Source organism: Mycobacterium sp. FW102-FHT13B02 (assembly GCF_058790275.1).
In genome coordinates this window covers 64,885-88,125 of the sequence record NZ_JBYTCM010000004.1, presented here as the reverse complement: position 1 = coordinate 88,125, position 23,241 = coordinate 64,885, and the positions used below count along the sequence as shown (strand labels likewise).

Annotated in this window: 23 protein-coding genes; 4 read left to right on the top strand and 19 right to left on the bottom strand. The window is 65.3% G+C overall.

Going from position 1 to position 23,241, the window contains the following annotated elements; genetic code table 11:
- The first annotated feature begins 2 nt into the window (after nt 1-2).
- Nucleotides 3-1,370 (top strand): neutral zinc metallopeptidase, encoded by a 1,368-nt coding sequence (locus tag AC3WTE_RS08520; protein ID WP_492436934.1) that lies wholly within the window; start codon nt 3-5, stop codon nt 1,368-1,370.
- A 10-nt stretch (nt 1,371-1,380) separates the two neighbouring features.
- On the opposite strand, the gene AC3WTE_RS08515 is transcribed toward AC3WTE_RS08520, so the two are convergent.
- Genes AC3WTE_RS08515 through AC3WTE_RS08505 form a run of 3 tightly spaced genes read right to left on the bottom strand, consistent with a single transcriptional unit; the run spans nt 1,381 to nt 3,343 of the window.
- A complete protein-coding gene (locus AC3WTE_RS08515; protein WP_492436932.1) occupies nt 1,381-1,899 on the bottom strand; it encodes a nuclear transport factor 2 family protein in 519 nt (172 codons plus the stop codon).
- Nucleotides 1,896-2,516 carry a TetR/AcrR family transcriptional regulator gene (locus AC3WTE_RS08510; RefSeq protein ID WP_492436930.1) on the bottom strand — a complete coding sequence of 207 codons (621 nt, stop codon included), beginning with the start codon at nt 2,514-2,516 and terminating at the stop codon, nt 1,896-1,898. Before AC3WTE_RS08510 ends, AC3WTE_RS08515 begins: the two co-directional genes overlap by 4 nt.
- 2 nt (nt 2,517-2,518) lie before the next feature.
- Complete coding sequence (locus tag AC3WTE_RS08505) at nt 2,519-3,343, bottom strand: SDR family NAD(P)-dependent oxidoreductase (RefSeq protein ID WP_492436928.1); 825 nt, start codon at nt 3,341-3,343, stop codon at nt 2,519-2,521.
- 84 nt (nt 3,344-3,427) lie between these two features.
- Between AC3WTE_RS08505 and AC3WTE_RS08500 the strand changes: the two genes are divergently transcribed.
- Both AC3WTE_RS08500 and AC3WTE_RS08495 read left to right on the top strand, forming a co-directional pair.
- Nucleotides 3,428-4,294: a TIGR03619 family F420-dependent LLM class oxidoreductase gene (locus tag AC3WTE_RS08500; protein ID WP_492436926.1), complete on the top strand. Its 867-nt coding sequence runs from the start codon at nt 3,428-3,430 to the stop codon at nt 4,292-4,294.
- On the top strand, nt 4,291-4,788 hold the full coding sequence (locus AC3WTE_RS08495) for a nuclear transport factor 2 family protein (protein ID WP_492436925.1): 498 nt from the start codon (nt 4,291-4,293) through the stop codon (nt 4,786-4,788). The genes AC3WTE_RS08500 and AC3WTE_RS08495 overlap by 4 nt, the downstream gene beginning before the upstream one ends.
- Here AC3WTE_RS08495 and AC3WTE_RS08490 read toward each other — a convergent pair.
- The 8 genes from AC3WTE_RS08490 to AC3WTE_RS08455 form a co-directional block, all read right to left on the bottom strand.
- A complete protein-coding gene (locus AC3WTE_RS08490) occupies nt 4,785-5,390 on the bottom strand; it encodes a TetR/AcrR family transcriptional regulator (protein WP_459370560.1) in 606 nt (201 codons plus the stop codon). The genes AC3WTE_RS08495 and AC3WTE_RS08490 overlap by 4 nt on opposite strands.
- A 113-nt stretch (nt 5,391-5,503) precedes the next feature.
- Nucleotides 5,504-6,559, bottom strand: a complete 1,056-nt coding sequence (locus tag AC3WTE_RS08485; RefSeq protein WP_492436923.1) for a DUF6670 family protein — start codon at nt 6,557-6,559, stop codon at nt 5,504-5,506.
- A 32-nt stretch (nt 6,560-6,591) separates the two neighbouring features.
- The gene (locus AC3WTE_RS08480) at nt 6,592-7,425 is read right to left on the bottom strand and encodes an SDR family NAD(P)-dependent oxidoreductase (protein ID WP_492436921.1); all 834 of its coding nucleotides are present in this window, start codon (nt 7,423-7,425) and stop codon (nt 6,592-6,594) included.
- A 93-nt stretch (nt 7,426-7,518) separates the two neighbouring features.
- On the bottom strand, nt 7,519-8,850 hold the full coding sequence (locus tag AC3WTE_RS08475) for a family 1 glycosylhydrolase (RefSeq protein WP_492437335.1): 1,332 nt from the start codon (nt 8,848-8,850) through the stop codon (nt 7,519-7,521).
- A gap of 103 nt (nt 8,851-8,953) precedes the next feature.
- Nucleotides 8,954-9,790: a mycofactocin-coupled SDR family oxidoreductase gene (locus AC3WTE_RS08470; protein ID WP_492436919.1), complete on the bottom strand. Its 837-nt coding sequence runs from the start codon at nt 9,788-9,790 to the stop codon at nt 8,954-8,956.
- Between the two features lie 46 nt (nt 9,791-9,836).
- Nucleotides 9,837-11,060 (bottom strand): NADH:flavin oxidoreductase, encoded by a 1,224-nt coding sequence (locus AC3WTE_RS08465; protein ID WP_492436918.1) that lies wholly within the window; start codon nt 11,058-11,060, stop codon nt 9,837-9,839.
- 57 nt (nt 11,061-11,117) lie between these two features.
- The gene (locus tag AC3WTE_RS08460) at nt 11,118-12,293 is read right to left on the bottom strand and encodes an MCE family protein (RefSeq protein WP_492436916.1); all 1,176 of its coding nucleotides are present in this window, start codon (nt 12,291-12,293) and stop codon (nt 11,118-11,120) included.
- Nucleotides 12,286-13,314 carry an MCE family protein gene (locus AC3WTE_RS08455; protein ID WP_492436914.1) on the bottom strand — a complete coding sequence of 343 codons (1,029 nt, stop codon included), beginning with the start codon at nt 13,312-13,314 and terminating at the stop codon, nt 12,286-12,288. Before AC3WTE_RS08455 ends, AC3WTE_RS08460 begins: the two co-directional genes overlap by 8 nt.
- Before the next feature lie 213 nt (nt 13,315-13,527).
- On the opposite strand from AC3WTE_RS08455, the gene AC3WTE_RS08450 reads away from it, so the two are divergent.
- Nucleotides 13,528-14,151, top strand: coding sequence for a TetR/AcrR family transcriptional regulator (locus AC3WTE_RS08450; RefSeq protein WP_492436913.1), 624 nt, complete (start codon nt 13,528-13,530; stop codon nt 14,149-14,151).
- A gap of 255 nt (nt 14,152-14,406) precedes the next feature.
- Here the strand turns inward: AC3WTE_RS08450 and AC3WTE_RS08445 are convergent, their stop codons facing one another.
- The 8 genes from AC3WTE_RS08445 to AC3WTE_RS08410 all read right to left on the bottom strand — a co-directional run bounded on the left by AC3WTE_RS08445 (nt 14,407) and on the right by AC3WTE_RS08410 (nt 23,095).
- Nucleotides 14,407-15,075, bottom strand: a complete 669-nt coding sequence (locus tag AC3WTE_RS08445) for an RNA ligase family protein (protein WP_492436912.1) — start codon at nt 15,073-15,075, stop codon at nt 14,407-14,409.
- A complete protein-coding gene (locus AC3WTE_RS08440) occupies nt 15,072-15,581 on the bottom strand; it encodes a hypothetical protein (RefSeq protein ID WP_492436911.1) in 510 nt (169 codons plus the stop codon). The genes AC3WTE_RS08445 and AC3WTE_RS08440 overlap by 4 nt, the downstream gene beginning before the upstream one ends.
- The gene (locus AC3WTE_RS08435; protein WP_492436909.1) at nt 15,578-16,957 is read right to left on the bottom strand and encodes an AAA family ATPase; all 1,380 of its coding nucleotides are present in this window, start codon (nt 16,955-16,957) and stop codon (nt 15,578-15,580) included. Before AC3WTE_RS08435 ends, AC3WTE_RS08440 begins: the two co-directional genes overlap by 4 nt.
- A 350-nt stretch (nt 16,958-17,307) precedes the next feature.
- Nucleotides 17,308-17,763 (bottom strand): SRPBCC family protein, encoded by a 456-nt coding sequence (locus AC3WTE_RS08430; RefSeq protein WP_492436908.1) that lies wholly within the window; start codon nt 17,761-17,763, stop codon nt 17,308-17,310.
- Between the two features lie 67 nt (nt 17,764-17,830).
- Nucleotides 17,831-19,567, bottom strand: a complete 1,737-nt coding sequence (locus tag AC3WTE_RS08425) for a dipeptide ABC transporter ATP-binding protein (RefSeq protein ID WP_492436907.1) — start codon at nt 19,565-19,567, stop codon at nt 17,831-17,833.
- Nucleotides 19,567-20,526 carry an ABC transporter permease gene (locus AC3WTE_RS08420; RefSeq protein ID WP_492436906.1) on the bottom strand — a complete coding sequence of 320 codons (960 nt, stop codon included), beginning with the start codon at nt 20,524-20,526 and terminating at the stop codon, nt 19,567-19,569. Before AC3WTE_RS08420 ends, AC3WTE_RS08425 begins: the two co-directional genes overlap by 1 nt.
- The gene (locus AC3WTE_RS08415; RefSeq protein WP_492436905.1) at nt 20,519-21,445 is read right to left on the bottom strand and encodes an ABC transporter permease; all 927 of its coding nucleotides are present in this window, start codon (nt 21,443-21,445) and stop codon (nt 20,519-20,521) included. Before AC3WTE_RS08415 ends, AC3WTE_RS08420 begins: the two co-directional genes overlap by 8 nt.
- 3 nt (nt 21,446-21,448) lie before the next feature.
- Nucleotides 21,449-23,095 (bottom strand): peptide ABC transporter substrate-binding protein, encoded by a 1,647-nt coding sequence (locus AC3WTE_RS08410; RefSeq protein WP_492436904.1) that lies wholly within the window; start codon nt 23,093-23,095, stop codon nt 21,449-21,451.
- Nucleotides 23,096-23,241: the final 146 nt, after the last annotated feature.

Below are 23,241 nucleotides of genomic sequence, written 5' to 3'. Positions count from 1 at the left end.
GGATGGGAATCCACCGGGCCCTCCGGCGGGCCTGCGCGCTACTGGCCGTCTGCACCCTGGCCGTTGCCGGCTGCGGCGAGAAACAATTGAAGCCGCAGGCATCGTCACCGTCATCGTCGACGAAGCCGATGGCCCCGCCTGCCGAGATCCACGGCGACACCTCGGATCCCGTGAACAAGATCGTCGCCCAAGCCATCGGCGATATCCAGGCGTATTGGCAGAACGAGTTTCCCAAGCTCTACGAGAAGGACTACACGCCGGTCAAGGGCGGCTTCTACGCCGTCTACCCGTCGAAGGGCCTGTTGCCGCCCTGCGCCGAGTCACCGGATGACGTCGCCGGCAATGCCTTCTACTGCGCCAAGGCCGACGATGTCGCATGGGATGCCGAGGGACTGCTGCCCAGCTTGCGAAAGCGCTTCGGCGACTTCGTTATTCCGGTTGTGCTGGCTCATGAGTGGGGCCACGCCATCCAGGCGCGGTCCAACTTTCAGGGCGAGACCGTGACCAAGGAGATTCAGGCCGACTGCTTTGCCGGAGCCTGGGCCGCACACGCCAAAGACACCTTCAACCCCAGCGCCGACGATATGGACAACGCGCTCGCCGGTTTCCTGTTCCTGCGCGATGAGCCGGGCACGGCCAAACATGATCTGAGCGCACACGGCAGTGGGTTCGATCGGGTGAACTCGTTCCGCACCGGGTTCGACAACGGACCGAAGGCCTGCGCGGATTACCGCAACGGCAACCCGGTGGTGGTGGAGCTGCCGTTCAACGACGCCGCCGACCAGGCGTCCGGGGGCGATGCCCCGTACGACGCGATAATCGCCGGCGTCCCAGCGGATCTCGAGGATTACTTCACGCAGTTGATTCCCGAGCTGACCGGCGGCAAATACGACTGGACTCCGTTGAAGGCGCCGCGCAAGATCGATCCCGACAACGCGCCCGACTGTGGCGGAAAGTCAATGAAGGGCTCGGTGCTGTATTACTGCGTGGACGACGATTACGTCGGCTTCGACAACGTCAAGGCGATGCCCGAAATCTATGACAGCGGCGGCGATTTCTCCGTAGCGACGCTCATCGCGACACAGTACGGGCTGGCCGCGCTGATGCGAATGGGTCAGCCTGCGGACCAGAAGCAGACCTCGCTGCGCGCGGACTGTCTGGCCGGTTCCTGGGCTGCCAGCATCCTGCTGCACAACCGCCCCAACAGCAGGTACAGCCTCTCACCAGGCGACTTGGACAAGGCCGTCGCCGCCCTGCTGCTCTACCGCACCGACGGCGGAGATGTCGAGCACCACGGCCAAGGAACCGAACGCGTCGACGCCTACCGCCGCGGGGTGTACGACGGTGCCGAGCCCTGCCTGACCCTTTGACGCTGAACCACTATCGGCTTTTGAGGAAGTCAAAGAAGTGCGGTGTGGTCTCGACCCGAAGCCTGGTGAGCTTGCGGTAGTTGATCAGCCACTTGCCGTCTTGCAGACGGTACTGCTCGTGATAGTGGCCGTAGCCGTGCAGGTGTTCCTCGACGTCGCCGTTGGTCCACCACAGCTGGTCCTCCATGGCCCAGACGCCGGTGGCGGTGGTATCGCTCGTGAGCTCGATCTCGGGGGTGTGGCCATGGTGGACAGTCGTGACGGTGGTGCCGCCGTCGAGCAATGACCGGATGGCCCGTGTCAGTGGCTCTTTGCCGACCACCCGGTTGCCCGTCCCAGTCCGAGGTGTCCAATTGCTGTTGTCCGGCAACCCATCCCAGGTTTCGGACACGACGTCGTCGGTGTGCAGCGTCGGATAGATTTCCCACTGCTTGGTGTCCATGCACCGCAGCCGCCGGGCGAAGGTCCGCTTGATGGCCTCGATGGCGTTGGCCTGGTCGCCAGTGCTCAGGGTGATATCGGCAGTCATCGGGCGCTCTCGTTTCGTCTGGTTCGTGTCCGTCGGCGCCAGGGCGCCAGGAGCAGTTCGCAGGCCCGGCGCATATCGCGCTCGGCCTGCTCGGGCGTCGTCTCGCCGGTGATGGCCCACGACAAGACGCCGTACGCACATTGCTCGAGCAGCAGCGCAACTTGTGTGTCGGTCGCGGTGGGCGCGACGATGCCGGCAGCGTCGAGGATGTTGCCGCGTAGGTTGTAGTCGCCGCTGGCTGTCGATTCGGCGCGCCGAGCATTGACCGACGTGATCATCGCGCGGGCCAGTTGTGGACGAGCCAGCATGGTCCGAATGATGCCGGCCATGAGTTCGGTGACATCGGCGACAGGGTCTCCCGTCGCCGGACCCGGGGGCGCAGCGGCCTGGGTGTAGTGGAACAGCAACGCCGCGAACAGGTGATGCTTGGTGGGGTAGTACCGGTAGACGGTGGTGATGGAGACGGCGGCCTGGTCCGCCACATCCTGCATCCGGACTTCTTCGAGTCCGCGGTGCGCGCCCAGCCGCGCGGCGGTGGCGAGGATGCGTTCGCAGCGGTCGATCTGCGCGGGGGTCCTCGGGGTCGCCGGTTCCCGGTCGAGTGGTGCCCGGGGCATGGCTACTCCGGTGGTCCAGACGGCGTGCCCTGCAACATCTTCTGAATCATCGCGTGCGACGCCAGCAGCACCTTGCCGCGGTCGCCCGTGGCGTGGACCGCCGGGTTGTCGGCGTGCGTCGAGATGATGTGCACCGGGCCGTTGGCGAGATTCGCGAGACCTTCGCGTGCGACGTCAGCGGGGTCGGATGCGGGCATCCCAGGGATGTCGAAGTTCAGGCCGACCCGCTCCATCGCCGGCGTCCGCGTGAGGCCCAGGACGAGCTCGAGGACGTCGACGTTGTGTTCGCGCAACTCCAGCCAGAGGCCCTCGGCGTAGATCCGGCTGAATGCCTTCGCGCCGCCGTACACGGTGTGCCGGGCCGACCCGAGGTGCCCGCTGAGCGACCCGACCAACATCAACCCGCCCCGGCCACGTTCGCGCATGGGTGCGCCGAAGTGGTGGACCAGCCGCAGCGGCGTGGTGATGTTCAGGTCGATCACCCGCTGGAATGCGGCCAGGTCACCGTCGAGGAATTCCGCGCTGTGGGTGTTGGCCCCGGCGTTGTAGATGAGAAGTCCGACCTCCAAATCGGCGGTGGCACTGATGATCTGGTCGACAGCCTCATCGCCGGTGAGGTCGAGGGTCAGTTCGCGTACCACCACACCGTATTCGCGACACCGGCTCGCGGTGGCCTGCAGCGGTCCCGGCTTGCGGGCGATCAACACCAGGTTGATGCCGGCCTGCGCCAGCAGCGCCGCGAACTCAGCCCCGACGCCCTCCGATCCACCCGCGATGACCGCCCACGGCCCGTATTGCTGCACGAGCAGCGCGTCCTCGCTAGACAAGTTCTCGCTCCATATCTAAAATTCATTTTAGTTTTCTGCGTCCGAGGGTAGCCGATCCAGACGCCGGTACGGAAGGGCGCACGCATGCGGATAGGACTGCAGACGCCGGTGGTCATCCAGGTTCCCGCGACCGCGTCGGCGTGGGAGCAGGCGGCCGGCGCCGCTGAGATCGGCGAGATCGCGGCCGTGGCCGACGTGCTCGGCATCGACTACCTGACCTGTTCGGAGCATGTCGTCGTGCCGACCGACGTCGCAGCGACCCGGGGGGCGGCATACTGGGATCCCTTGGCCACCTTGGCTTTCATCGCCGGGCGTACGTCGCGGATTCGGTTGGCCACCTCGGTGCTGGTGCTGGGCTACCATCATCCGCTGGAGATCGCGAAACGCTACGGCACACTGGACCAGGTCAGCGGTGGCCGGCTGATCTTGGGCGTGGGCGTCGGGTCACTCCGGGAGGAGTTCGACCTGTTGGACGCCGCCTGGGATGACCGCGGTGCCCGGGCCGACGAGGCAATGGCTGCACTGCGTGCCGCGCTGGCCACCAATCATCCAGTGCACCAAGGGCATTACTACCGCTACGAATCCGTGGTCATGAACCCCTGTGCGCTGCAGCCGCGGGTACCTCTCTGGGTGGGCGGCCGAACCCGGCGTTCGCTTCGCCGCGCCGTCGAACTGGGGGACGGCTGGATGCCGTTCGGTCTCTCGGCCGCGGAGGTCTCGACAATGCTTGCCGCCGTGGACCTTACGGACCCCTTCGACGTCGTGCTCGCGACCCCGCCGCTGGATCCGATGGGCGCGCCACAACAGACGCTCGACCGACTCGGCGCGCTCGAGGACGCCGGTGCCACCGCGGCGACGTGCGTCATCGCCTCCCGGTCCGCGGCACATTGCTGCGAGCAGCTCGGCGCACTGGCGGACCTGATCACCCTGCCGGGCGAAGACCGACCATGAGCGAGCAGCGGCTCACCGAGCTGGAGGTACGGCTGCGCCGCATCGAGGACGAACGCGCGGTCGAGCGGATGATCGCCTCCTACGGACCGCTCGTCGACGCCGGTGAGGCAGACGACGTCGCCGCGATGTGGGCACCGGACGGGGTGTACGACGTCGAAAACTGGATCATGGCAGGACGTGACGACGTTGCCGCGATGGTGCGCTCACCCGGTCACCAGGATTTGATCACCACCGGGTGCACCCACTTCCTGAGCCCCGCCGTCGTCACCATCCATGGCGACGAGGCGGTCGCGGTGTGTGAGTCGACGCTGTTGCTCAGGCGCGCAACCACTTACGAGCCAGTCCGCGCCGGCGTCAGCTACTTCCACCTTCGGCGCGCGGCGGAATCGCCATACGGCTGGCAGATCGTCAGACGCATCACCCGGCTCCTCGACGGAACCGAGCCGCCCCGCAGGCTCTTGGCGGACGGCATCGCCGGACGCATCCTGCCCTAGTCCGTCGCACCTTCCAACGTGTGCCCGGCCATGGCCGCCAGAACGCGGTGGGCCCGGGCCACCATCGCCGCGGCGGGCTCCTCGGGATGTTTACGCCAGAAGAGCATCAGCGCAGACACCATGTGCTCCCACACGCCGGTGGCGGCGACCAGATCGACGGGATCCGTCAGGCCGACGCCCCCGAGCGACCGCGACACTCCCGCGAAGGCCTGCTCACGCAAGATCGTCCGCTGCTCCCGCGCCGCGTCCCGCGCCGGACCGTGGGGGACCGACCGGTCGAACAGCACATGCCAGTCGCCCGGGTGCCCTTCGAACGTCGTGAAGATCGCCGCCAGCACCGGCTCACCGGCGGCGGCACCGGCCCCCGCCAGGTGGTCAGGGGACTTGAGCGCGGCGGCGACCGCCTGCTCGATCTGGTTTCCGATCCTGGTGACGCACGCGGCGTAGACGGCCTCTTTGGACCCGAAATAGCTGATGATGAGGGTCTTGGAGACGTCGGCCTGCGCGGCGATGGCAGCCAGGGACGCACCTGCGTAGGTGGCCCGGCTGAATTCGGCGATCGCCGCCTCGATGATGAGCTGCTCGCGCTCGCCGCGCGGCACACCTTTGGTGCCGGTTCTGCCGCTGACGGGGCGCGAGGTCATCCGGACAGCCTAATCAGCAGGCCCGCACCTTCGAGCCGCTGTTGATCATTACCCGGGACGAACGCGCCGATTCAGGCCGGCTGGACGTCGATCCACTCCAGGTAGGCGCTGCCCTTGACTGGCTCGTTGTGCCAGGTGCCGGCGTAGGAATACGCGGCGGCGTACCCCGGCCCGTGGCCCAGGCGCCACGGCGCGTCGACGGTGCCGACCAGAGCCAGAATTTCGTCTCCGCCGTCACGAACCGACCATTTGAACTTGCGGGGGCGACGCATCGTGTTGCCGCGGTCGTCGACGAGGAGCTCGCCGTATTCGGTGACCGCGAAGTGGACGTCGCTGTACACCTCGGTCTCGTGACCGAGTACCCGCACATGTGCCAGCTTGCACGCGGTGCGCCCACGGGCGCGGACATCGGTCAGCAATACCTGCGTGCGCTCGTCGAGATTGATGATCTGGTAGGTGAAGAAGTCCAGCGGCAGTTTGAGTCGCGCCGGTATCGGACGGCGCGTAACTGCCTGGTGCGTACGGATTCTGGCGTATTCGAAGGTCCCGAGTCCACTGACCTCGACGCCGTCGACCGTGCCGGTGTAGGGCGCCAACAGGCTCAGGTGGTCGTAGACCGGTGCCTTCACGAAGTACGAGACCTGGTCCGTGACCTTGAGTTTCAGGTCGACGTCGAACTGGGGGTAGCGGCCGCGCACGACGACGTCGGGCAGTGCGACGTTGATCGCCAGGTCTTCGGCCCATCGCATCCGGCGGGCGTCGCCGGTGAACCAACAGTCGGTGTGCATGTCGTACGCCCGGTGGAAGCGCTGGTCCGCATGCGCCGTCGAGGAGAAGACCGTGGTGGTGTTCCGCGCGTCGGGGGCGGCCAGGTGGTCGAGGTCGAACAGTTCACTGCCCGAGGCACCCAGCAGCGTCATCGTGTTCAGGTAGCGGTACGGGTCCGGCAGGTCTGGGATGAAGACACCGAAATGTGTTACGCCCCAAGCCCGGGATACGTCGTGGGGACGGAGAATCTCGGGCGCGTCGAACGGCCGGCGCGACGCCGGCAGGCGGCTGTCCACCAGCGGCAGCACGCCGTCGATGACGGCGCGCGACAGCGCGCGGGAGATCACGTGTTTCGTCATGGGATCCTTGCCTGGGTTTGCACTGACGCCGGTCAGGTGAGGGCCGCGAGAGCGCGGTCCGCGGCGGTCGGGGAGATGAGATCGATCGTCGGCAGCACCGCGCGCAACACCGCGGGGCTGACCTCCACCGGCTGATGAGTGACTGCCCGGATGATCCAGCGTCCGGCTTCCTCCGCTGACAGCGCCGCGGCATCCACGTATTCGGCTGTGGGCGCGATCATTTCAGTGCGCACCAGCGGAAAGTAAACATTGGTGGCGCAGATGCCGGGATGGGGCCGCTCGGCGTTGAGACTACGACCGAAGATCGCCAGCGCGCTCTTCGACGCGGCGTATGCGGAGAACCGCGGAAATGTGTTGGCGTGCAGACCCCAGGTGCAAACGTTGATCACCTGTCCGCGCCCCCGCTCGATCATGCCGGGTAGCAGCCCGAGGCTCAGTTGCACGGCGGCCAAGTAATTCAGGGACATCGTCCGCTGGTAGTCGTGCAGCCGGTCGGTGGCGTCGACGATGCTGCGCCGGATCGAGTGGCCGGCGTTGTTGACCAGGACGTCCACCCGCTTATCGGCGATATCCGCCAGCAGCCGGGCGGTGGCGTCCTGATTACTCAGATCGCAGGTACGCCAATGACATCCGGTTGCCTCCGCCAGCGTCCGCAGCTCCTCCTCGCGGCGGGCCACGGCGATGACGGTGGCGCCCCGGGCGCTCAGCTGAGTGACCGCCTCGCGGCCGATACCCGCCGAGGCACCCGTGACGACGACGGTCAGGTCGCTGACATCGCGGCCCGGCCCGGCCAGTGCGGCATCGAGCCGCTCGGGCAACAGGGTTCGGCGCTGGACGAGATCGACGATGGCATTGCGAATGGACATGGCTACCTCCCGGCCGGTGCGCTCACCGGCACGCGGAAGATATTACCATGTGGTCACTTAGATGAGCCGCGTCCGTGAGTGCGAGGAACATCGCTACTTCAGCGGCGACAGCGGCCCGTTGACGTCCAGCGGCGCGCAGCTATCGGTGCCGACGGTCGTCGAGCAGTGCGCTGCCGGGATGACCGGCCGGTATCCCGGCGGGGTGCCGCCGTCGCGGGTGATCTGCGTGTAGGTCGGTACGGCATCGGTCGGCACCCGGCGCAGCGCTGGATCACCCACCGCATCAACGGAATACAGGCCGAACCTGGGGCGGTAGCTGCCCCACTCGTAGTTGTCGACCAGGGACCAGTAGTTGTAGCCGATGATCGGGATGCCGTCGGCCTTCGCGCGCTGCAGCCAGAACACGGTGTCGCTGAGGTACTGCGATCGGGTCACGCCGTCGGCTCGCGGTTTGCCGTTGTCGGTGACCATGCCGTTCTCGACGACGTAGATGGGCAACCCGGGATACCGCTGGGCGTAGTGGCGGGCCACGTAGTAGATGTCCTCGGGCTGCAGCTTGATGCTCCACCGCTGCGCCATGCTCTGACTTGCGGCCGGATTGTCCTTGGCGGTTCCGGTGTAGTAGTCGAAAGCCAGGTAGTCCAGGGTGTCCTTGACCCGATCGAAGAACGATCCCTCGATGCCCTTCACCCCGAGGCTGGTGAACTGCGCGAGCACTTCCGGCGGGATGTAGGCCTCGTTCGTGGTGACCTTCGCCCCCGGGTCGGCATCGTGGGCCGCGCGGTATACCGCGCGGTGCGCGTCCGCGACGCGGTCGAGAAAGGTCGCGAACTGCTCGGGTTTGATGGCGCCCGTGCGTACCTCCATGGCGCCGAACGCCAGGGGCTCGTTGACACTCACCCACAGCACGCCTTGGCCCGCATAGCGTTTGGTGATCGCGGCGGCGAAGTCGTCGAACACCGCGACGTTGTCGAGGAAGCCACCACGGTCGGCGACCCAGCCGGGGTACACCCAGTGCATGAGCGTGATCATCGGCGTCATGCCGTTCGCGCGCAGCGTCGCGACGACGTCGTCGTAGTAGGCCAGTTCCTTCTCGTCCCACTTACCCGGCTCGGGCATCACCCGCGCCCACTCGATGCCAAGCCGGAACGTGTTGGCGCCCATGGCATGTGCGTTGGCAATGTCTTCGCGGTAGCGGTGCCGGAAGTCATCCGCTTGCTTGTAGGGCTCGACTGCCCCAAACGGATCGGCCTGCGGCTTGCCCGCCGCGCGGTCGACGTACCGGCGCCAGTTGCTGTCGGGTGCGTCGCCTTCCACCTGATAGCCCGCGGTCGCGGTCCCCCAGTAGAAGCTGCGGTCCCAGGCCTGGGCCGGCTTGGCCGGTTCCTCCTGGCCCGCGTCCTGTTTGGTGCCGCAGCCGGCCATGCCCATCACGACGGCCGACGCCAGCATCACCCTGATCCACTTCATATTAAAACCGTACACTGCACTGTTTTGCAGTGTGGGTGACGTTGGCTACACGGTCGGGTCAGCTACCCAACCGAGCGGAGGCACCGGCGTCGACGGGCAGGACGGTGCCTGTGATGTGTGCGCTGTCCCGGTGCGCCAGAAACATGACGGCACGGGTGATCTCGGCTGGTTTCATGAACGCCACCGGCTGCAGATGCAAAGAGGCGAACACCGATTCCACGTCCGCGAGCGTCGGGTGGTCCAAATCCGGGCGCATGGCGCCGAACAAGGCATCGTTGAAAGTCATGGGGGTTTCGACGTTTCCAGGCGCGACGGCGTTGACGGTGATCCCGAACCCGCCGAGGTCGTGCGCCGCCACCTTTGTCAGACCGATGACGCCCCATTTGGACGCCGCGTACGCAGCCTGGGCGAAGTTTCCGCTACGCCCGAGCATCGAGGACACCGTGACGATCCGTCCGTACCCGCGCGCCTTCATCCCCGGCGCCACTGCCGCGATCGTGTTGAACGTACCCGTCAGATTGGAGCCGATCACCTCATCCCATTGCGCCGAGGGCACGTCCGGCAGCATGGCGATGGCGCTGACGCCGGCGTTGGTGACGGCGATGTCGATTCGACCGAACTGCGTCTCGACGTCGGCTACGAACCGCTCCAGGGCCGGCCGGTCGCTGGTCGACAATTTCGCGGTGAGACAACGCCTTCCGGCCGCCTCGACCATCTCGGCGGTGGTCGCCAGATCGTCCTCCGTCGCGAGCGGGTATTTGATTTCGTCGTGATTCTCGCAGCGGTCGCAGATGGCGATGTCCGCGCCCGCCTCGGCGAGTGCCACCGCGTGCGACCTACCCATACCGCGCGCCCCGCCGGTGATCAGCGCAACGAGGCCATCAAAGTCACCCATACAAACTCCTATTGCAGTATTCGAAAATCTTCTGGACGTGCCCGCGTCAGATGGAGTCGGGCTTGCCGGTCACGACGCAGTGGGTGTGCGTGTAGATGGTGGGCATGCACAGGTTGCAGTGGGTGCACGCGGATCTAACTGGGTTTTCACGGTCTTCTGATTGGATGCGGTTGAGTAGGTCGGGTTCGGCGAGCAGGGCGCGGCCCATCGCGACGAACTCGAACCCCTCGGCCATGGCCAGGTCCATGGTGTCCCGGTTGGTGATTCCGCCGAGGAGGATCAGCGGCATCGACAGTTCAGCCCGGAATTGGCGGGCCTGCTCGAGCAGATAGGCCTCGCGATAGGGGTACTCGCGGAAGAATTTGTGCCCGCTCATCCGGATGCCCCAGCTGATCGGGGGTTTGAAGTTGGCAGCGAATTCTTTGACCGGGGCACCGCCACGGAACAGGTACATGGGGTTGACCAGCGAGCTACCCGCGGTCAACTCCAGCGCATCGAGGGCGCCGTCGTCTTGCAGCCACTGGGCGGTCTGCAGGGATTCGTCGATCGGGATGCCACCACGCACCCCGTCGGTCATGGTGAGTTTGGCGATCACCGCGATCTGATCACCCACCGCCTCCCGGACCGCCTGCACGGTGCTGCGCGCGACCTTCGCCCGGTTTTCCAGGGAGCCCCCGAACTCGTCGCGACGCTTGTTGATCAACGGCGACAGGAACGAGGACGCGAAGTAGTTGTGCCCCAGATGCACTTCCACGGCGTCGAATCCGGCGTCGATCGCCAACCTGGCCGCATTGGCGTGCGCAGCCATCACCGCATCGATGTCGGCGCGGGTGGCCTTCTTCGCGAAGCGCATCGACAGCGGGTTGAACAACCGCACCGGGGCCAGGGCGGTGGCCTTGTTGGTGCGGGCGTTGGCGACCGGCCCGGCGTGCCCGATCTGGGCGCTGATCGCCGCCCCCTCACCATGGATCGTCTCGGTGAGCTTTTGGAGGCCGGGGATCGCTTCCGGGCGCATCCACAACTGCCAGCCATCGGTGCGCCCGCCCGGGGACACCGCACAGTACGCCACCGTCGTCATTCCCACCCCGCCCGCGGCGGGCAGCTGGTGATACCGGATCAGATCATCGGTGACCAGCGCATCCGGGGTGGCCGCCTCGAACGTCGCGGCCTTGATGATCCGGTTCCGCAACGTCACCGGACCCAACTTGGCCGGTTGGAATGGGTCCGGCACTGCGGGCCCGTGGCCGGTCGACGTGGCGTCGGTCGTCATGGTGTCAGTATCCCTTCGATAAATCTCTGTGCGACAACATTTCTCGAAATCAAGGCGTCACGGCTTCGCGTCATGCTGGGTGGCGGTGCCGGGCGGAATCGTGAAGGGATCCGCGGCCTGGCCTGACAGGTTCGCAAGCGCTCCGGCCAGAAAATCCGGGGGATTGATGATCTCGGACAGGTGCGGCATGTTCGGGTCGAGCGCCGAGGTCGTGAGTACGTTCTCGCCGAGGCGTCGCATGGTGAGGTCGAAGGTCGAGTAGACGTTGAGGTAGTCGCCGCGCACGGCGTTGCGCAGGTATTTCCGGTCGAACGGGAAGGTCGGCATCAGTTCCAGATCGTGGATGAAATCGTCGGCGTTGTCGTTGAGGGCTTTGATGACGGGGAAGACGTCCCTGAAGTCCGCGGCGAAATCGTCCTTGGTCTGTGACACCACGCGCCCGGCAGTGGAGGCAAGCCTGCGCAGCGCCGCAAAGGCCGCGACGATGCTGCCGCGATTGCGGTTCAGGACATCGAGCGCGAGCGGAAGCGTCTCCAACGTCCGGCCCAGCGCGCGAGCGTTGCGGGCCAGTACTGCAGCTGTCCGGTCGACACCCTCGATCGCCGCGACGATGGTGCCGGTTTGCGCATCGAGGAAGCCGGTCAGCTCGGCCAACCGGGCCAGCAGACCGCTGAACGTTCCCACCCGTCCGGCCACGGCTGCATAGGCCTGGTCCGTGATGTCCTGCAGGGCACCGAGATTGCCCTTGTTGACGATCAGGCCCAGCGCCGCCAATACGTCTTCCGTGGTGGGGTAGTGGCCCGTGCGGTTGAGTTTGATGTGCGCCCCGTTGGTGAGTCTGCCCTGCGCGGGCTGGTCGGTCGGCGACGCGAGTTCGACGTGCTGCGAGCCCAGCAACGACGTCTGGCCGACGGTCGCCGTGGCATTCGCCGGGAGATCGACGTGCCGGTCCAGCGAAAGCCGAACGGCCGCATAGACAGTGGTGTCAGGCCGCTGCACGACGGCGACCCCGGAGACGCTTCCGACGGTGACGTCACCGACTTTGACGGGCGAATTCTGCGGCAAACCGACCACGTTGTCCAGGTCGAGGACGACCTCGAAGGAGCCCCGGCCGTGGCCCTTCGTCCCCGGCAGCGCGAGCGAGTTCAAACCCCCGAACTGGCACCCAGACACCACACCGGCGAGGCAGACGAGGATCGCGCCCCCGCGCAGACCAACACGCCGATCACCCATTTTCCGAGCACCGGCCCTTCGACGGGTCCGGCGCTCCGCCGATCGGAACGATGATGTCGCTGCCGGCGGGCCCGTTGATCTTGATCTTGCTGGAGCAGAAGAAGATGTTGAAGAACGCGCCGTATGCGCCAAGGGAGTTGAGCCGCAGATAGTTCTCGGCGAGAGGATCGATGGCAGCGTTGATGTCTGCCCGGCGTTCGTAGGCCCGCTGGGCGAAGGGCCGCGCGTTTTCGAGGACGCCCTGGACCGGGCGGCGGCTCTCCTGCAGCATCTGGGTCAGCGACGTCGTCGACTCGGCGAGGGGAGTGATGGCGCCGGCGACAGCGTCGCGGTCCTGCGCCAAGCCCGTAAGCAATTGTTGGAGTTCGTCGACGGTGTCCCCGAACTGCTTTCCCTTCGCGTCGACAGCTCCGAGAACGCCGTTGAGGTTGTTGATGACGTCGCCGAGAAGCTGATCACGGTCGGACAGGTGCTGCGTGAAACTCCCTGTGGTCGAAAGCAGTTGGGCCACAGCGCCACCTTGGCCCTGGAGTAGGTCGATGACGGCCGCGCTGATCGCGTTGATCTTGGTGCCGTCAAGGCCCTTGAGGACCGGCCGCAGGCCGCCCAGGAGCGCGTCGAGATCGACCGCGGGCTGTGTGTTGCTCAACGGGATGGTGGCTCCGGGATTCAATGCACACAAATCCCCTGCGGTGAAAGCCAATTCGAGGTACCTGTCGCCGGTCAAATTCAGATAGCGGATCACCGCCTTCGTCGTTGCGTACAGGTGGTAGCGCGAATCAACGTTGAAAAGGACGTCGACGGTGTTGTCTGCGTTCAGCGAGACCCGGTCGACGGAACCCACCGTCAGACCCGCCATCCGAACGTCCTGCCCGGCCTTCAAGCGGGAAGCGTCGGTGAACTCGGCGTGGTACTGCTCGCCCGTCCCGAACCGGAACTGGCCGAACACCACGACCAGAGCGGAGGCCACCAACAGCATCACGACGGTGAACGCCGCGACCTTCACTTCTGTCACGCGCACGGGCACGTACCCCGAGACGTCGCATGATCATCGGTTGCGGTGTGCGGCAAATGCCGAGGTAGACGACACAGGGGTACATCCATGGCAGCGTTCACCGGCAACCTCCTTAATTAGTGATCCAGTGGTACACTAATTGCTTGTTGGCGTCAATGCCCGCCGCGGCCCGGACCCATCGGAACTCGGGATCGCGGCCGCCCGAACACCCCCTTACCGATGCTGGATGATGAACGTGTGAGCAGTCAGTCAGGGCCCGGTCGGCCGCGCGACGTGAGCATCGATGACCGCGTGCTCGCCGCGACCCGAGAGTTGTTGTCGGAGGGCAGTTTTCGCCAATTGAGCATGCGGTTGGTCGCGCAGCGCTCCGGCGTCACCCGCGCCAGCCTGACCCGGCGCTGGCCATCGAAGGCCGCGTTGGTCATCGACGCGGTGATGGGCCTGACACCCGACCTGACGCCGTTTGCCGGCACGGACGTCTACGGCTGGATCGATTTCGTCGTCCGGGGCAGTCGCGCAATGTTCCACCGCCCGGAGATGAAAGCGACCGCACCGGACCTGACCCTGGCCCTGGTCGAAGAGCCCCAACTGGGGAGATCGCTGTGGAACCGATTCACCGGGCCGGCGGTGGAGCTGTTCGCCGACGACGTCGGCGCGGAGACCGAGGCGGAGCGCCGGCGTGCCGAATTGGACGCGCGCGCCGTGGTGATCATGGCCGCGGGAGCCGCGATGTACCTGACCACCATCGCCGCCGACGACGATTCAGCCGAACTCGAGGACCGGATGGCCGAACTCCTGACATCCGGATACCGCGCCTTGTCAGCGGAACGCGACGCCGAATAACTGCCTACGACTGTGAGTGCTGTCCATGGATTTATACGGCGGTCGCGAGGGTCGATGCAGCATTCGGCCGCGGCGGACTGGCTGTTGAGCTCGGTGTCGATGTTGTCCCAGATGCCGGGTCACCAAACGAGAGAGGCGGTAACTCTACGACACCTTCATTCGCTTATGCTCCGCGATTCGCGCGTGACTGGACCTCGGCGCCAGCCTGATATTCGTTTGAATCCTTCGACTATTAGTGCAATCGCCCGCGCAGAGCTAGCGCGCCAGCCGGTTCATCAAACGTTGAGCGGACATCCAGTGCTGATCGATTTGCTGCACGAACTCTGGACGAACCACCTTCGCACGGTGCTGTGGACCGTCGGTCATCACCGTACGGACAACGATGCCCTCCATCTGCTCATGGCCGACTCGGCTCCGGCACATGAGACCAGTCAGATCATCGAGGTTGAAGTGTCCGGCGCCGAGGAAAGGGACGGTGCATAGCCCTAGTTCTTCGGCGAGCGCGTCACGCATGTCGGGTTCCCAGAACCGCCCGGCCGCAGGTTCATACACGTCGAACACGAGGAACCAATCAGGCAAGCGGTCGTAGTGCACGCTATGTGTGACAGCACACCACTCGCCAAAAATAATCAAGTCATCACTGAGCCCGCGCGCGAGCCGCTGCTTGCGCGGCGCGACCCATGTCGCGAGGCCACGAAAATGCCGCCCACCGGGCTGCACGAAGCTACCGCGCGCCTGGAACTGCAGGCCTTCGTCGCCATTTGAGATACCGAGGTTCTGACCGTCGACCTTCTCCTCGACATGCAGCAGCTGCATCAGGAACTCGTCACGCTCGGACCTTGTGAGGACCTTGTCGTCGCGCACATCGACGCCCGGTGGGCGGACCAGGTACGGAGTGGAGGGGAATCTGACGAACTCCGTCACGGCGCATCGCGGTCGAACTTTTTGCGGTAGGCAGCACGAATCGAGGGTTCATGCGCGTACTCGACGCTTACCCCGTGCCGGCGAAGCACCGGCCCCCAGTCGAGCCACTTGGTATCAACGGCCTGCACCACTGGAACTCCAGCGACCTTCGCAGCGGCGACGAACTTTCGGTCTGACGGGTCGATCTCGTCGTGGTCCCCGTCTAGTACTCCGTAGATATTGCTGCCCAGTTCGCCCGGTTCGATGCCGGGGCGCATCGTTTCATCCCATCGATATCGGTTCTCGTATACGTATCGGACGAACACGTCGCCTAGGCTCGGCTGCCCGCTCCAATCCAGCTGATGTAAGTACTCGTCGAAGATTTCGCCGCCCTCGTCGGTGACGACCGGAACTCCGCATTCGATAATGCGCTCGAGCAGTTCTTCGCACGCATCCACAAGTTCGCTGGGATGGCCATCCGGAATCTTCACCACTAGCGGGACGTTGGTGTCGATAACCTTCGTCACCGGAGTTCTCCGTTCCGGCGGGCGCGGGCACTCCGTGACTGCGCAATAATGTCCTCCGCCGGATCGCCGAAGAAGTGTGCGGGCCAGTTACGAACGTTGCCATACTCATCGACATCGAGTGCGTCAATAGTCGACCCACCCCTTCCCGGATTAGCGACGTAGCAGCGCACTTTCGCGGGGTCAACGCTCCCTTCAGCGATCCTCCGCAGAAGTCGACGAAGCAAATGCTCGGAGTGAGATTCGATGATCAGCTGGGTGTTTCGTGACGAGCTGTCTTCGCGCGCCGAGATGGCGGCGATGAACAGATCCGCGAGACCAGCCTGGACGGTGGGGTGTAGATGGATCTCTGGCTGCTCCATCACGACCGTCGAGCCCGCAGCAGAGTAGAACGCCTCCACGATCACCGGTAACACCTGAGAAACGCCGAATCCGACATCCGTGAGGAGAACCTCCCGTCTGCTGCCCGGCGTGGTCACTCGCACTTCGTACTCGTCGCGGCCTTCCCCGATCTGTGCGACGGAAAACTTGTCGATGACGCCGAGGTCGCGTAGCCACTGCGCAACCAATACCTGCAGGGGCTTCGTTTTCTGCTTCGCAGCGAAGTTGAACTTGCGCGCGCGACCGGCCAGCAGCGCCTCGATGGAATGCTCACCACGCCAGCCGACATGGCTAACCTCTTCGCCTGACCAGCGGTACAAACGGCTGGGCTTCTCACGCAGTGGTCCCAGATAGTTGATAGCGCGCAGCTGCTCTTCCAGGGCCAGCGTCAGGTCTGCCGCAAAATCCAAGTATTGGTATCGGGTAGGCAAGTCGTCGGGGAAGGCGTGGAACTGAGAGGGCGGCGACACCGGCCATTTGCGGCCCATCGTGCGCACCAGCTCGATGCCTTCTGCACGGACGACATACCGGCCGTCATCACCGCGCTCACTGCCCAACTGCAAGCTGTTCGACGCATCGGCATTGAGTCGATACCAGTAGTTGTCGACTCTCAGCCGCGGTGGGGCATCGCCCGTGGCACTAATCGCGGCTTTGAATCCCATGTCATGCCCGCTAAATCGGGTCTTGTCGCGCGCATAGTCGACCTGTAGCGGGGTTGATCGGCGCCAGTCGAGTTCGAACTCAAGGGGCGACTTGACATTTGAATTACGTAGCAGACTCGAATAGCTACCGAGGTCAACGGGAGTCCGGTCATCACCTGTGTGTAGGACGCGCCGGCGGTCCGGCGATTCGATCGTCTGCTGAAGCATCAAGAGGAATTGGTGCAGGCTCGACTTGCCTGACGAGTTGGCGCCGAACAGGATGGTTAGCGGTGCGAGTTCCACATCGCCGGTGTCTTCCCACGCCTTGAAATTCTTCAGTCGTAATCGAGTGAGCATCAGTCCCCCTTCCTGTTGCGGGCGCCCCCGGCAACCATACTCACAACGCAGAGCTGTACCCGCTCCGTCAAGCCCTCGACATCGCACCAACGCGCCTCAAATATCGTCGGGCCACATCTTGGATCCACACCACGACTATGAGTGCTGTGGATGAATTCGGGCTGCCTTATCCGCACAGCACTCAGAGGGCCTCCGGGCAATCCAAAGCCGCGAGTCCAATTCGGATTCGCAGCTCTTTGTTGAGTGATCCACCTACACATCGTCAATAGCGAGCCCCTGGTTGGCGTAAGCGGCGAATACGAGGCCGCGAAGGCCGGGCTCTGACGGCAAAAACCGCGAACGCCCCAATATCAGGCGGTCTCGACCTCGGCCTTGATCCGGTTGAGCGTGGTTCTCATGTCCCGGATGTTGCGCCGGGTGCGCAACTGGCCACCAAAGATGCCGAACACGGTGTCCAGCAAGCCGGGCGTCATCCTGAACGACTCGGTGACATCCGTGCCGTCGCCGGCGGGCGTGAGGGCGTAGTGCCAGTTGTTTATCGCCTTGTCGCCGGCGAGCACCGCGAAGCCGAACTCACGACCGGGCTCGCAGGCGGTGACCCGGCACGTCGTCCAATAGATCGGCCCGATCTCGTTGCGCTTGACGTGGCCGCGGAACCGCGCGCCGAGCGCGGGTCCGGTCGCGCCGTCCAGCCATTCAGATTCGAAGACCTCCGGCGAGTACTTCGGGGTGTTGCGAATGTCGGCAATCAGGTTCCAGACCTGATCGGGCCGGGCGTTCATGTGCACCGTGACCGAACCTTTCATAGTGCGATCCTATCCACCGGTGCCGCCCATGAGGGCCCCGTTGGCTCCTGTCCGGGAATCGGGTGGATCAGCCCGCGAGCTCGATCGTTCCGCCCGGAATCGCATCGATCAACATCCGGGTGTAGTCAGACGCCGGGTTCTCGTACACCTGCTCGGTAGGCCCGGAATCCACCACCTCGCCGCGGGACATCACGATCACGTTGTGCGCGATCTCCTTCACCACCGCCAGGTCGTGGGTGATGAACAGGTAACTCAGGCCGAGCTCCTTCTGCAGCTGGCTGAGCAATGTGAGGATCTGCGCCTGCACCAGGACATCCAGCGCCGACACCGCTTCGTCGCACACCACCACCTCGGGGTTGAGGGCGATCGCGCGGGCGATCGCGACGCGCTGCCGTTGACCGCCGGACAGCTCGTTGGGGAAGCGCTGCATGACCGACTGTGGCAGCGCGACCAGGTCCAGCAGCTCCTTCACGCGGGCGGTGCGGGAGGACTTGTCCCCAATGCCGTGGATGTTCAGCGGCTCGGCGATCGCCCGGTAGATGGAGTACATCGGATCCAGCGACCCATAGGGGTTCTGGAACACCGGCTGTACCCGGCGGCGGAACTCCTTCGCGTCGCCGCCGCGCAGCGCCGTGACGTCCTTCCCGTCGAAGTGCACCGTGCCCGAGGTCGCCTCCAACAGTCCCAGCACCATGCGGGCCACCGTCGACTTTCCCGAGCCGGACTCGCCGACCACTGCGGTGGTCGTCCCCCGCCGCAGGGTGAAACTGACGTCGTTCACGGCACGAAAGGTCGAACCGCCGCTGAAAGGGACGGCACCGCGGATCGGGAAGTCCTTGACCAGGTTCGCCGCGACCACGACGTCCTGGGGGCCGGACGACGTGTACTGGGTGGGTTCGGCGATGGTGCCGGTGACCTTGAGCTGCAACGCCTGGTCGCCGACGAGCCCGCCGTGGTCCACGTCGGTGAGGGTCTTGCCGTGGGCACGCCGGGAGGCCAACGAGGGCGCCGCGCGCACCAGCCGCTTGGTGTACTCGTGGTGCGGGTCCTGCAGGATCTGCAGGGCGGGCCCCGACTCGACCACCCGCCCCTTGTACATGACGACCAGGTGGCTGGCGCGTTCGGCGGCCAAGCCGAGGTCGTGCGTGATGAGTAGGACCGCCGTGCCGAGCTCGGTGGTCAAATCCTCGAGATGGTCCAGGATCTGCCGCTGCACGGTCACGTCCAGGGCCGAGGTCGGCTCGTCGGCGATCAGCAGCTTCGGCCGGCACGCGAGTCCGATCGCGATCAGCGCCCGCTGGCGCATGCCGCCCGAGTACTCGTGCGGGAACTGATTGATTCGCTTGTCGGGGTCGCGCATGCCTGCCTCGCCGAGCAACGCGATGGCGCGTTTACGCGCGTCGCCCCGCTTCGCCGCGCCGTTCGCCTGCAGGGTTTCGCGGATCTGGAAGCCGACGCGCCACACCGGGTTGAGATTGGTGTTGGGGTCCTGCGGCACCAGACCGATGCCACTGCCCCGGATCTTCTCGAAGTCGCGGCGGGACGCGGCGGCCAAGTCCTGGCCGTCGAACAGGATCTGACCACCGGTCACCTTGCCGGTCCCCGGCAACAGGCCGAGCACCGCGGCGGCCGTGGTGGATTTGCCCGACCCGGACTCTCCGACGATGGCCACCGTTTGCCCCGGGTAAACCGTGAGGCTCGCGTCGCGCACCGCGGGCACCGGCTTGTCCTGCACCCGGAACTCGACCCGCAGGTCGCGGATGTCGAGCAGCGGCGCGGATCCGTCCTTCACCGTCTGGGTCATCAGCGCGTCCTCGCCTTCGGGTCCAGCGCGTCGCGCAGCACGTCACCGAGCATCATGAAAGTGAGTACGGTGATCGCCAGCGCCGCCGCGGGGTAGAACAGGATCGGCGTGCCCTCGCGGAGCAGTTGCTGCCCGGCCGCGATGTCGATGCCCCACGACACAGCCGTGGAGGGCAATCCGATGCCGAGATACGACAGGGTCGCTTCGGTGACGATGAAAATGCCCAGCGAGATGGTGCCGACCACGATCACCGGGCCCAGCGCGTTCGGTATGACGTGGGTGAACAGGGTACGAACCCGCGACGCTCCCAGCGAGCGCGCCGCCGTGATGAACTCCTCGCCTCGGACCGCGATCGCGGCCGATCGGGCGATGCGCGCGATCTGCGGCCAGCTGAAGATCGCGAGCACGATCACCACGGTGAACACGGTGCGGGAGCTGATCATCTGCATCGTGACCACGGCCGCCAGGATCAGCGGGATGCCGAAGAAGATGTCCGACAGCCGCGCGATCACCGAGTCGATCCAGCCACCGAAGAACCCGGCTACGCACCCGAGCAGGCCACCGATCAGGACCACGACCATCGTGGTCAGCACGCCCACCGCCACCGAGGCACGGGCGCCGTAGATCGTTCGGGTGTAGATGTCGTAGCCCTGCCGGTCGGTCCCGAACCAGTGCTCGGAGCTGGGCGGGAGCAGCGACTGCTCGAGCGAACCGTAATGCGGGTCCTGACTGGTGAACAGTCCCGGGAAGAGCACGACGACCACGATCATGGCCAGCAGCACCATCGACACGATGAACTCCGGCTTGGTGCGCAGCTCCAGCCAGGCCGACTTCCAGAAGCCGGCGGGATGCACGTCGGCGGCGACCGCGTCGACCGCGGCGACGCTGACCGCGTCGGGACCCGCGACGAAACGCTCCTGGCCCGGGTACACGGTGGGTTCGGTCGGGGTCTCAGGCATAGTGGATCCTCGGGTCGAGGGCGGCGTAGAGCAAGTCGACCACCACGTTGGACGCCAGGTAGATGAGCACAAGCACGGTCACAAAGGACACGACGGTCGACGACTCGCCCCGGATCACCGCCTGATAGATGGTTCCGCCCACACCGGGAATGTTGAAGATTCCCTCCGTGACGATCGCGCCGCCCATCAGCACACCGAGGTCGGCGCCGAGAAACGTCACCACCGGGATCAGCGAGTTGCGAAGCACGTGCACCACGATCACCCGCGGGCGGGACAGCCCCTTCGCCGTGGCGGTCCGCACGTAGTCCGCCGAGAGGTTCTCCGCGACCGACGAGCGCGTCAGCCGGACAACATATGCGAACGACACCGCACCGAGCACGAATCCGGGCAGCAGCAGGTGGTAGAGGTCGAGGTGGCCGCCGACGGTGACGGGGACGATCTGCCAGCGCACACCGAACAGGTACTGAGCCGCAAAGCCGATCACGAAAATCGGGACGGCGACGATGAGGAGCGTCACGATCAGGATCGTGGTGTCGAACCACCTTCCCTTGCTCAGACCCGCGAGCACGCCGAACGTCACACCGAACACCGCCTCGACGGCAATCGCGATGAGCGCGAGGTCGACCGTGACGGGGAAGGCGCGCTTCATCACGTCGAACACCGGCTGGCCCGAGAAGGAGGTGCCGAAGTCCAACCGGAACACTCCGCTGATGTAGTGCCAGTACTGCAGGTAGAACGGCTGGTCCAAGTGGTACTGCGCGCGCAGCGTCGCGATCAGCGCGGGCGACATGGGCTTGCCGCCGCCCAGCGCGGAGATCGGGTCGGCGGGCAGCAGGAACACGAGCGCATAGATCAGGAAAGTGGCGCCGAAGAACACGATCACCAGCTGCCCGAGCCGACTCAATCCGTATCTCAGCATCGGTTATCCCTTGGTGTTCTCGGCGACGTCGCCCTTGGTGATCTGGGTGAAATCAGCCAGACCGTTCCAGGTCAGCTGGGCCGTCACACCCGGCCCGACGCCGCCGGCGGCGGTGTAGTCCCAGAGCGGGATCACCGGGAGATCGTGCATGAGGATGGCCTGGGCCTGATTGACCAGCGCGTACGACTGGTTAGGGTCGAGCGCCCGTTCGGCCTCGATCAGCTTCGCGTCGAACGCCGGTGAACTGTAGACGGGATCGTTGGAGCCCGCGCCGGTCACGAACTGGGGCTGCAGGAACTCGATCATCGACGGGTAGTCGCCCTGCCACCCGCTGCGGAACGCAGTCCGAATGGTCCGCTTGGTGATCGCGTCGCGGACCTGTTTGAAGGTCGGCTCCGGAGCACCGTGCGCGTCGATGCCGAGCGTGTTCTTCAACTGGTTCGACAACGCGTCGATCCACGCCTGGTGATCGCCATCGGAGTTGTACGCGACCTCGAAGGATCCTGACCACGGCGCGATCGCGTTGGCCTGCGCCCACAGCCGCTTGGCTTTGGCAGGGTCGAACTTCAGCACATCATTGCCCGGGATATTCGGGTCCCAGCCCGGTAGCGACCGGGCGGTGAAGTCCAGCGCCGCGCCGCGGGCGCCGCGGAAGATCGCCTTGATGATCTCGGGCCGATTGATCGCCATCGAAATCGCCGCGCGTCGTAGGCGACCCTCCTCGCCGCTGAAATGCGTTAGGTAATAAGGGATTCCGAGCTGCATGTTCTGGGCGGTCGGTTTGGTCAACGCCCGGCTGCCGAGCACCTTCTGATACGTGCCCAACGCACTCACCGGCACCGTGTCGAGCACGTCGAGGTTGCCGGACTCGAGATCGGTGTACGCGGTGTCGAAGCTGCTGTAGAAGATGAAGCTCAGGCCACCGTTCTTCGGCTTGTCTGGACCCTTGTAATTCGGGTTGCGCACCACGTCGAGCTTGACGTTGTGCAGCCAGGCGTCCGGGCCCTTCAGCATGTACGGGCCGTTCCCGACGGGATGCTCGCCGAACTTGGCCGCGCCCTCGGTGAAGAACACATCGGGCAATGGCTTGAATGGCGTAAACCCGAGCCCCAGCTTGAAGTCGATGTTGGGGCTGATGAGGCGCACCGTGAAGGTGTAGTCGTCCACCACCTTCAGGCCCGACATCTCGGTCAGCGGGGAACCCTCGGCGGCGACGGCGTCGTATCCCTCGATCGGCGAGAAGAAGCTCTGCTGCAGCTGCCCGTTGACGGTGGCCGCACCGAAATTCCAAGCGCGGACGTAGTTTTCGGCCCGCACCGGGGTGCCGTCGGTGAAGGTCCAGTCCCGTCGAAGGTGCACCGTGTAGTGCTGGTTGTCGGTGGTGTCCACGGACTCCGCGTTGGCCAACACCGGCATGCCGTCGGCGGTGTAGCTGTAGAGCCCCGTGAACAACGAATCGACGACGCGACCGCCCATGTTCTCGTTGGTGTTGGTGGGCACCAACCCGTTCTGCGGCTCACCGCCGTTGACGGTGATGATCGCGTCCGGGCCGGTGCCATAGTTGCCGCGCGCGCCGTCCAGGCTGCACGCCGACGCGGCGAGCACCGCGCCCACCAGCGCCGCGTGCAATGATCTTGCTGCCCATTTCACTGTGGACCTCCGATCGGGTCCTTCACATTCCCACAGCTCGATGCCGTCGGCCAGGCGAGGAACGTCAGGTGCGAGCCCTCGTGCCGGCGTAGGACGAGTGTGTTCACCGTCTGGTGGTAGTGATCGACGAGGCGGCGTTCGGGTCG

What these genes read in the sequence shown, in the direction of transcription:
- AC3WTE_RS08435 (WP_492436909.1), bottom strand. Translation starts at nt 16,957, where the DNA reads ATGCTCACTCGATTACGACTGAAGAATTTCAAGGCGTGGGAAGACACC.
- AC3WTE_RS08470 (WP_492436919.1), bottom strand. Translation starts at nt 9,790, where the DNA reads ATGGGTGACTTTGATGGCCTCGTTGCGCTGATCACCGGCGGGGCGCGC.
- AC3WTE_RS08480 (WP_492436921.1), bottom strand. Translation starts at nt 7,425, where the DNA reads ATGTCCATTCGCAATGCCATCGTCGATCTCGTCCAGCGCCGAACCCTG.
- AC3WTE_RS08500 (WP_492436926.1), top strand. Translation starts at nt 3,428, where the DNA reads ATGCGGATAGGACTGCAGACGCCGGTGGTCATCCAGGTTCCCGCGACC.
- AC3WTE_RS08475 (WP_492437335.1), bottom strand. Translation starts at nt 8,850, where the DNA reads ATGGCCGGCTGCGGCACCAAACAGGACGCGGGCCAGGAGGAACCGGCC.
- AC3WTE_RS08450 (WP_492436913.1), top strand. Translation starts at nt 13,528, where the DNA reads ATGCTGGATGATGAACGTGTGAGCAGTCAGTCAGGGCCCGGTCGGCCG.
- AC3WTE_RS08510 (WP_492436930.1), bottom strand. Translation starts at nt 2,516, where the DNA reads ATGCCCCGGGCACCACTCGACCGGGAACCGGCGACCCCGAGGACCCCC.
- AC3WTE_RS08430 (WP_492436908.1), bottom strand. Translation starts at nt 17,763, where the DNA reads ATGAAAGGTTCGGTCACGGTGCACATGAACGCCCGGCCCGATCAGGTC.
- AC3WTE_RS08520 (WP_492436934.1), top strand. Translation starts at nt 3, where the DNA reads ATGGGAATCCACCGGGCCCTCCGGCGGGCCTGCGCGCTACTGGCCGTC.
- AC3WTE_RS08425 (WP_492436907.1), bottom strand. Translation starts at nt 19,567, where the DNA reads ATGACCCAGACGGTGAAGGACGGATCCGCGCCGCTGCTCGACATCCGC.
- AC3WTE_RS08515 (WP_492436932.1), bottom strand. Translation starts at nt 1,899, where the DNA reads ATGACTGCCGATATCACCCTGAGCACTGGCGACCAGGCCAACGCCATC.
- AC3WTE_RS08465 (WP_492436918.1), bottom strand. Translation starts at nt 11,060, where the DNA reads ATGACGACCGACGCCACGTCGACCGGCCACGGGCCCGCAGTGCCGGAC.
- AC3WTE_RS08420 (WP_492436906.1), bottom strand. Translation starts at nt 20,526, where the DNA reads ATGCCTGAGACCCCGACCGAACCCACCGTGTACCCGGGCCAGGAGCGT.
- AC3WTE_RS08485 (WP_492436923.1), bottom strand. Translation starts at nt 6,559, where the DNA reads ATGACGAAACACGTGATCTCCCGCGCGCTGTCGCGCGCCGTCATCGAC.
- AC3WTE_RS08495 (WP_492436925.1), top strand. Translation starts at nt 4,291, where the DNA reads ATGAGCGAGCAGCGGCTCACCGAGCTGGAGGTACGGCTGCGCCGCATC.
- AC3WTE_RS08460 (WP_492436916.1), bottom strand. Translation starts at nt 12,293, where the DNA reads ATGGGTGATCGGCGTGTTGGTCTGCGCGGGGGCGCGATCCTCGTCTGC.
- AC3WTE_RS08415 (WP_492436905.1), bottom strand. Translation starts at nt 21,445, where the DNA reads ATGCTGAGATACGGATTGAGTCGGCTCGGGCAGCTGGTGATCGTGTTC.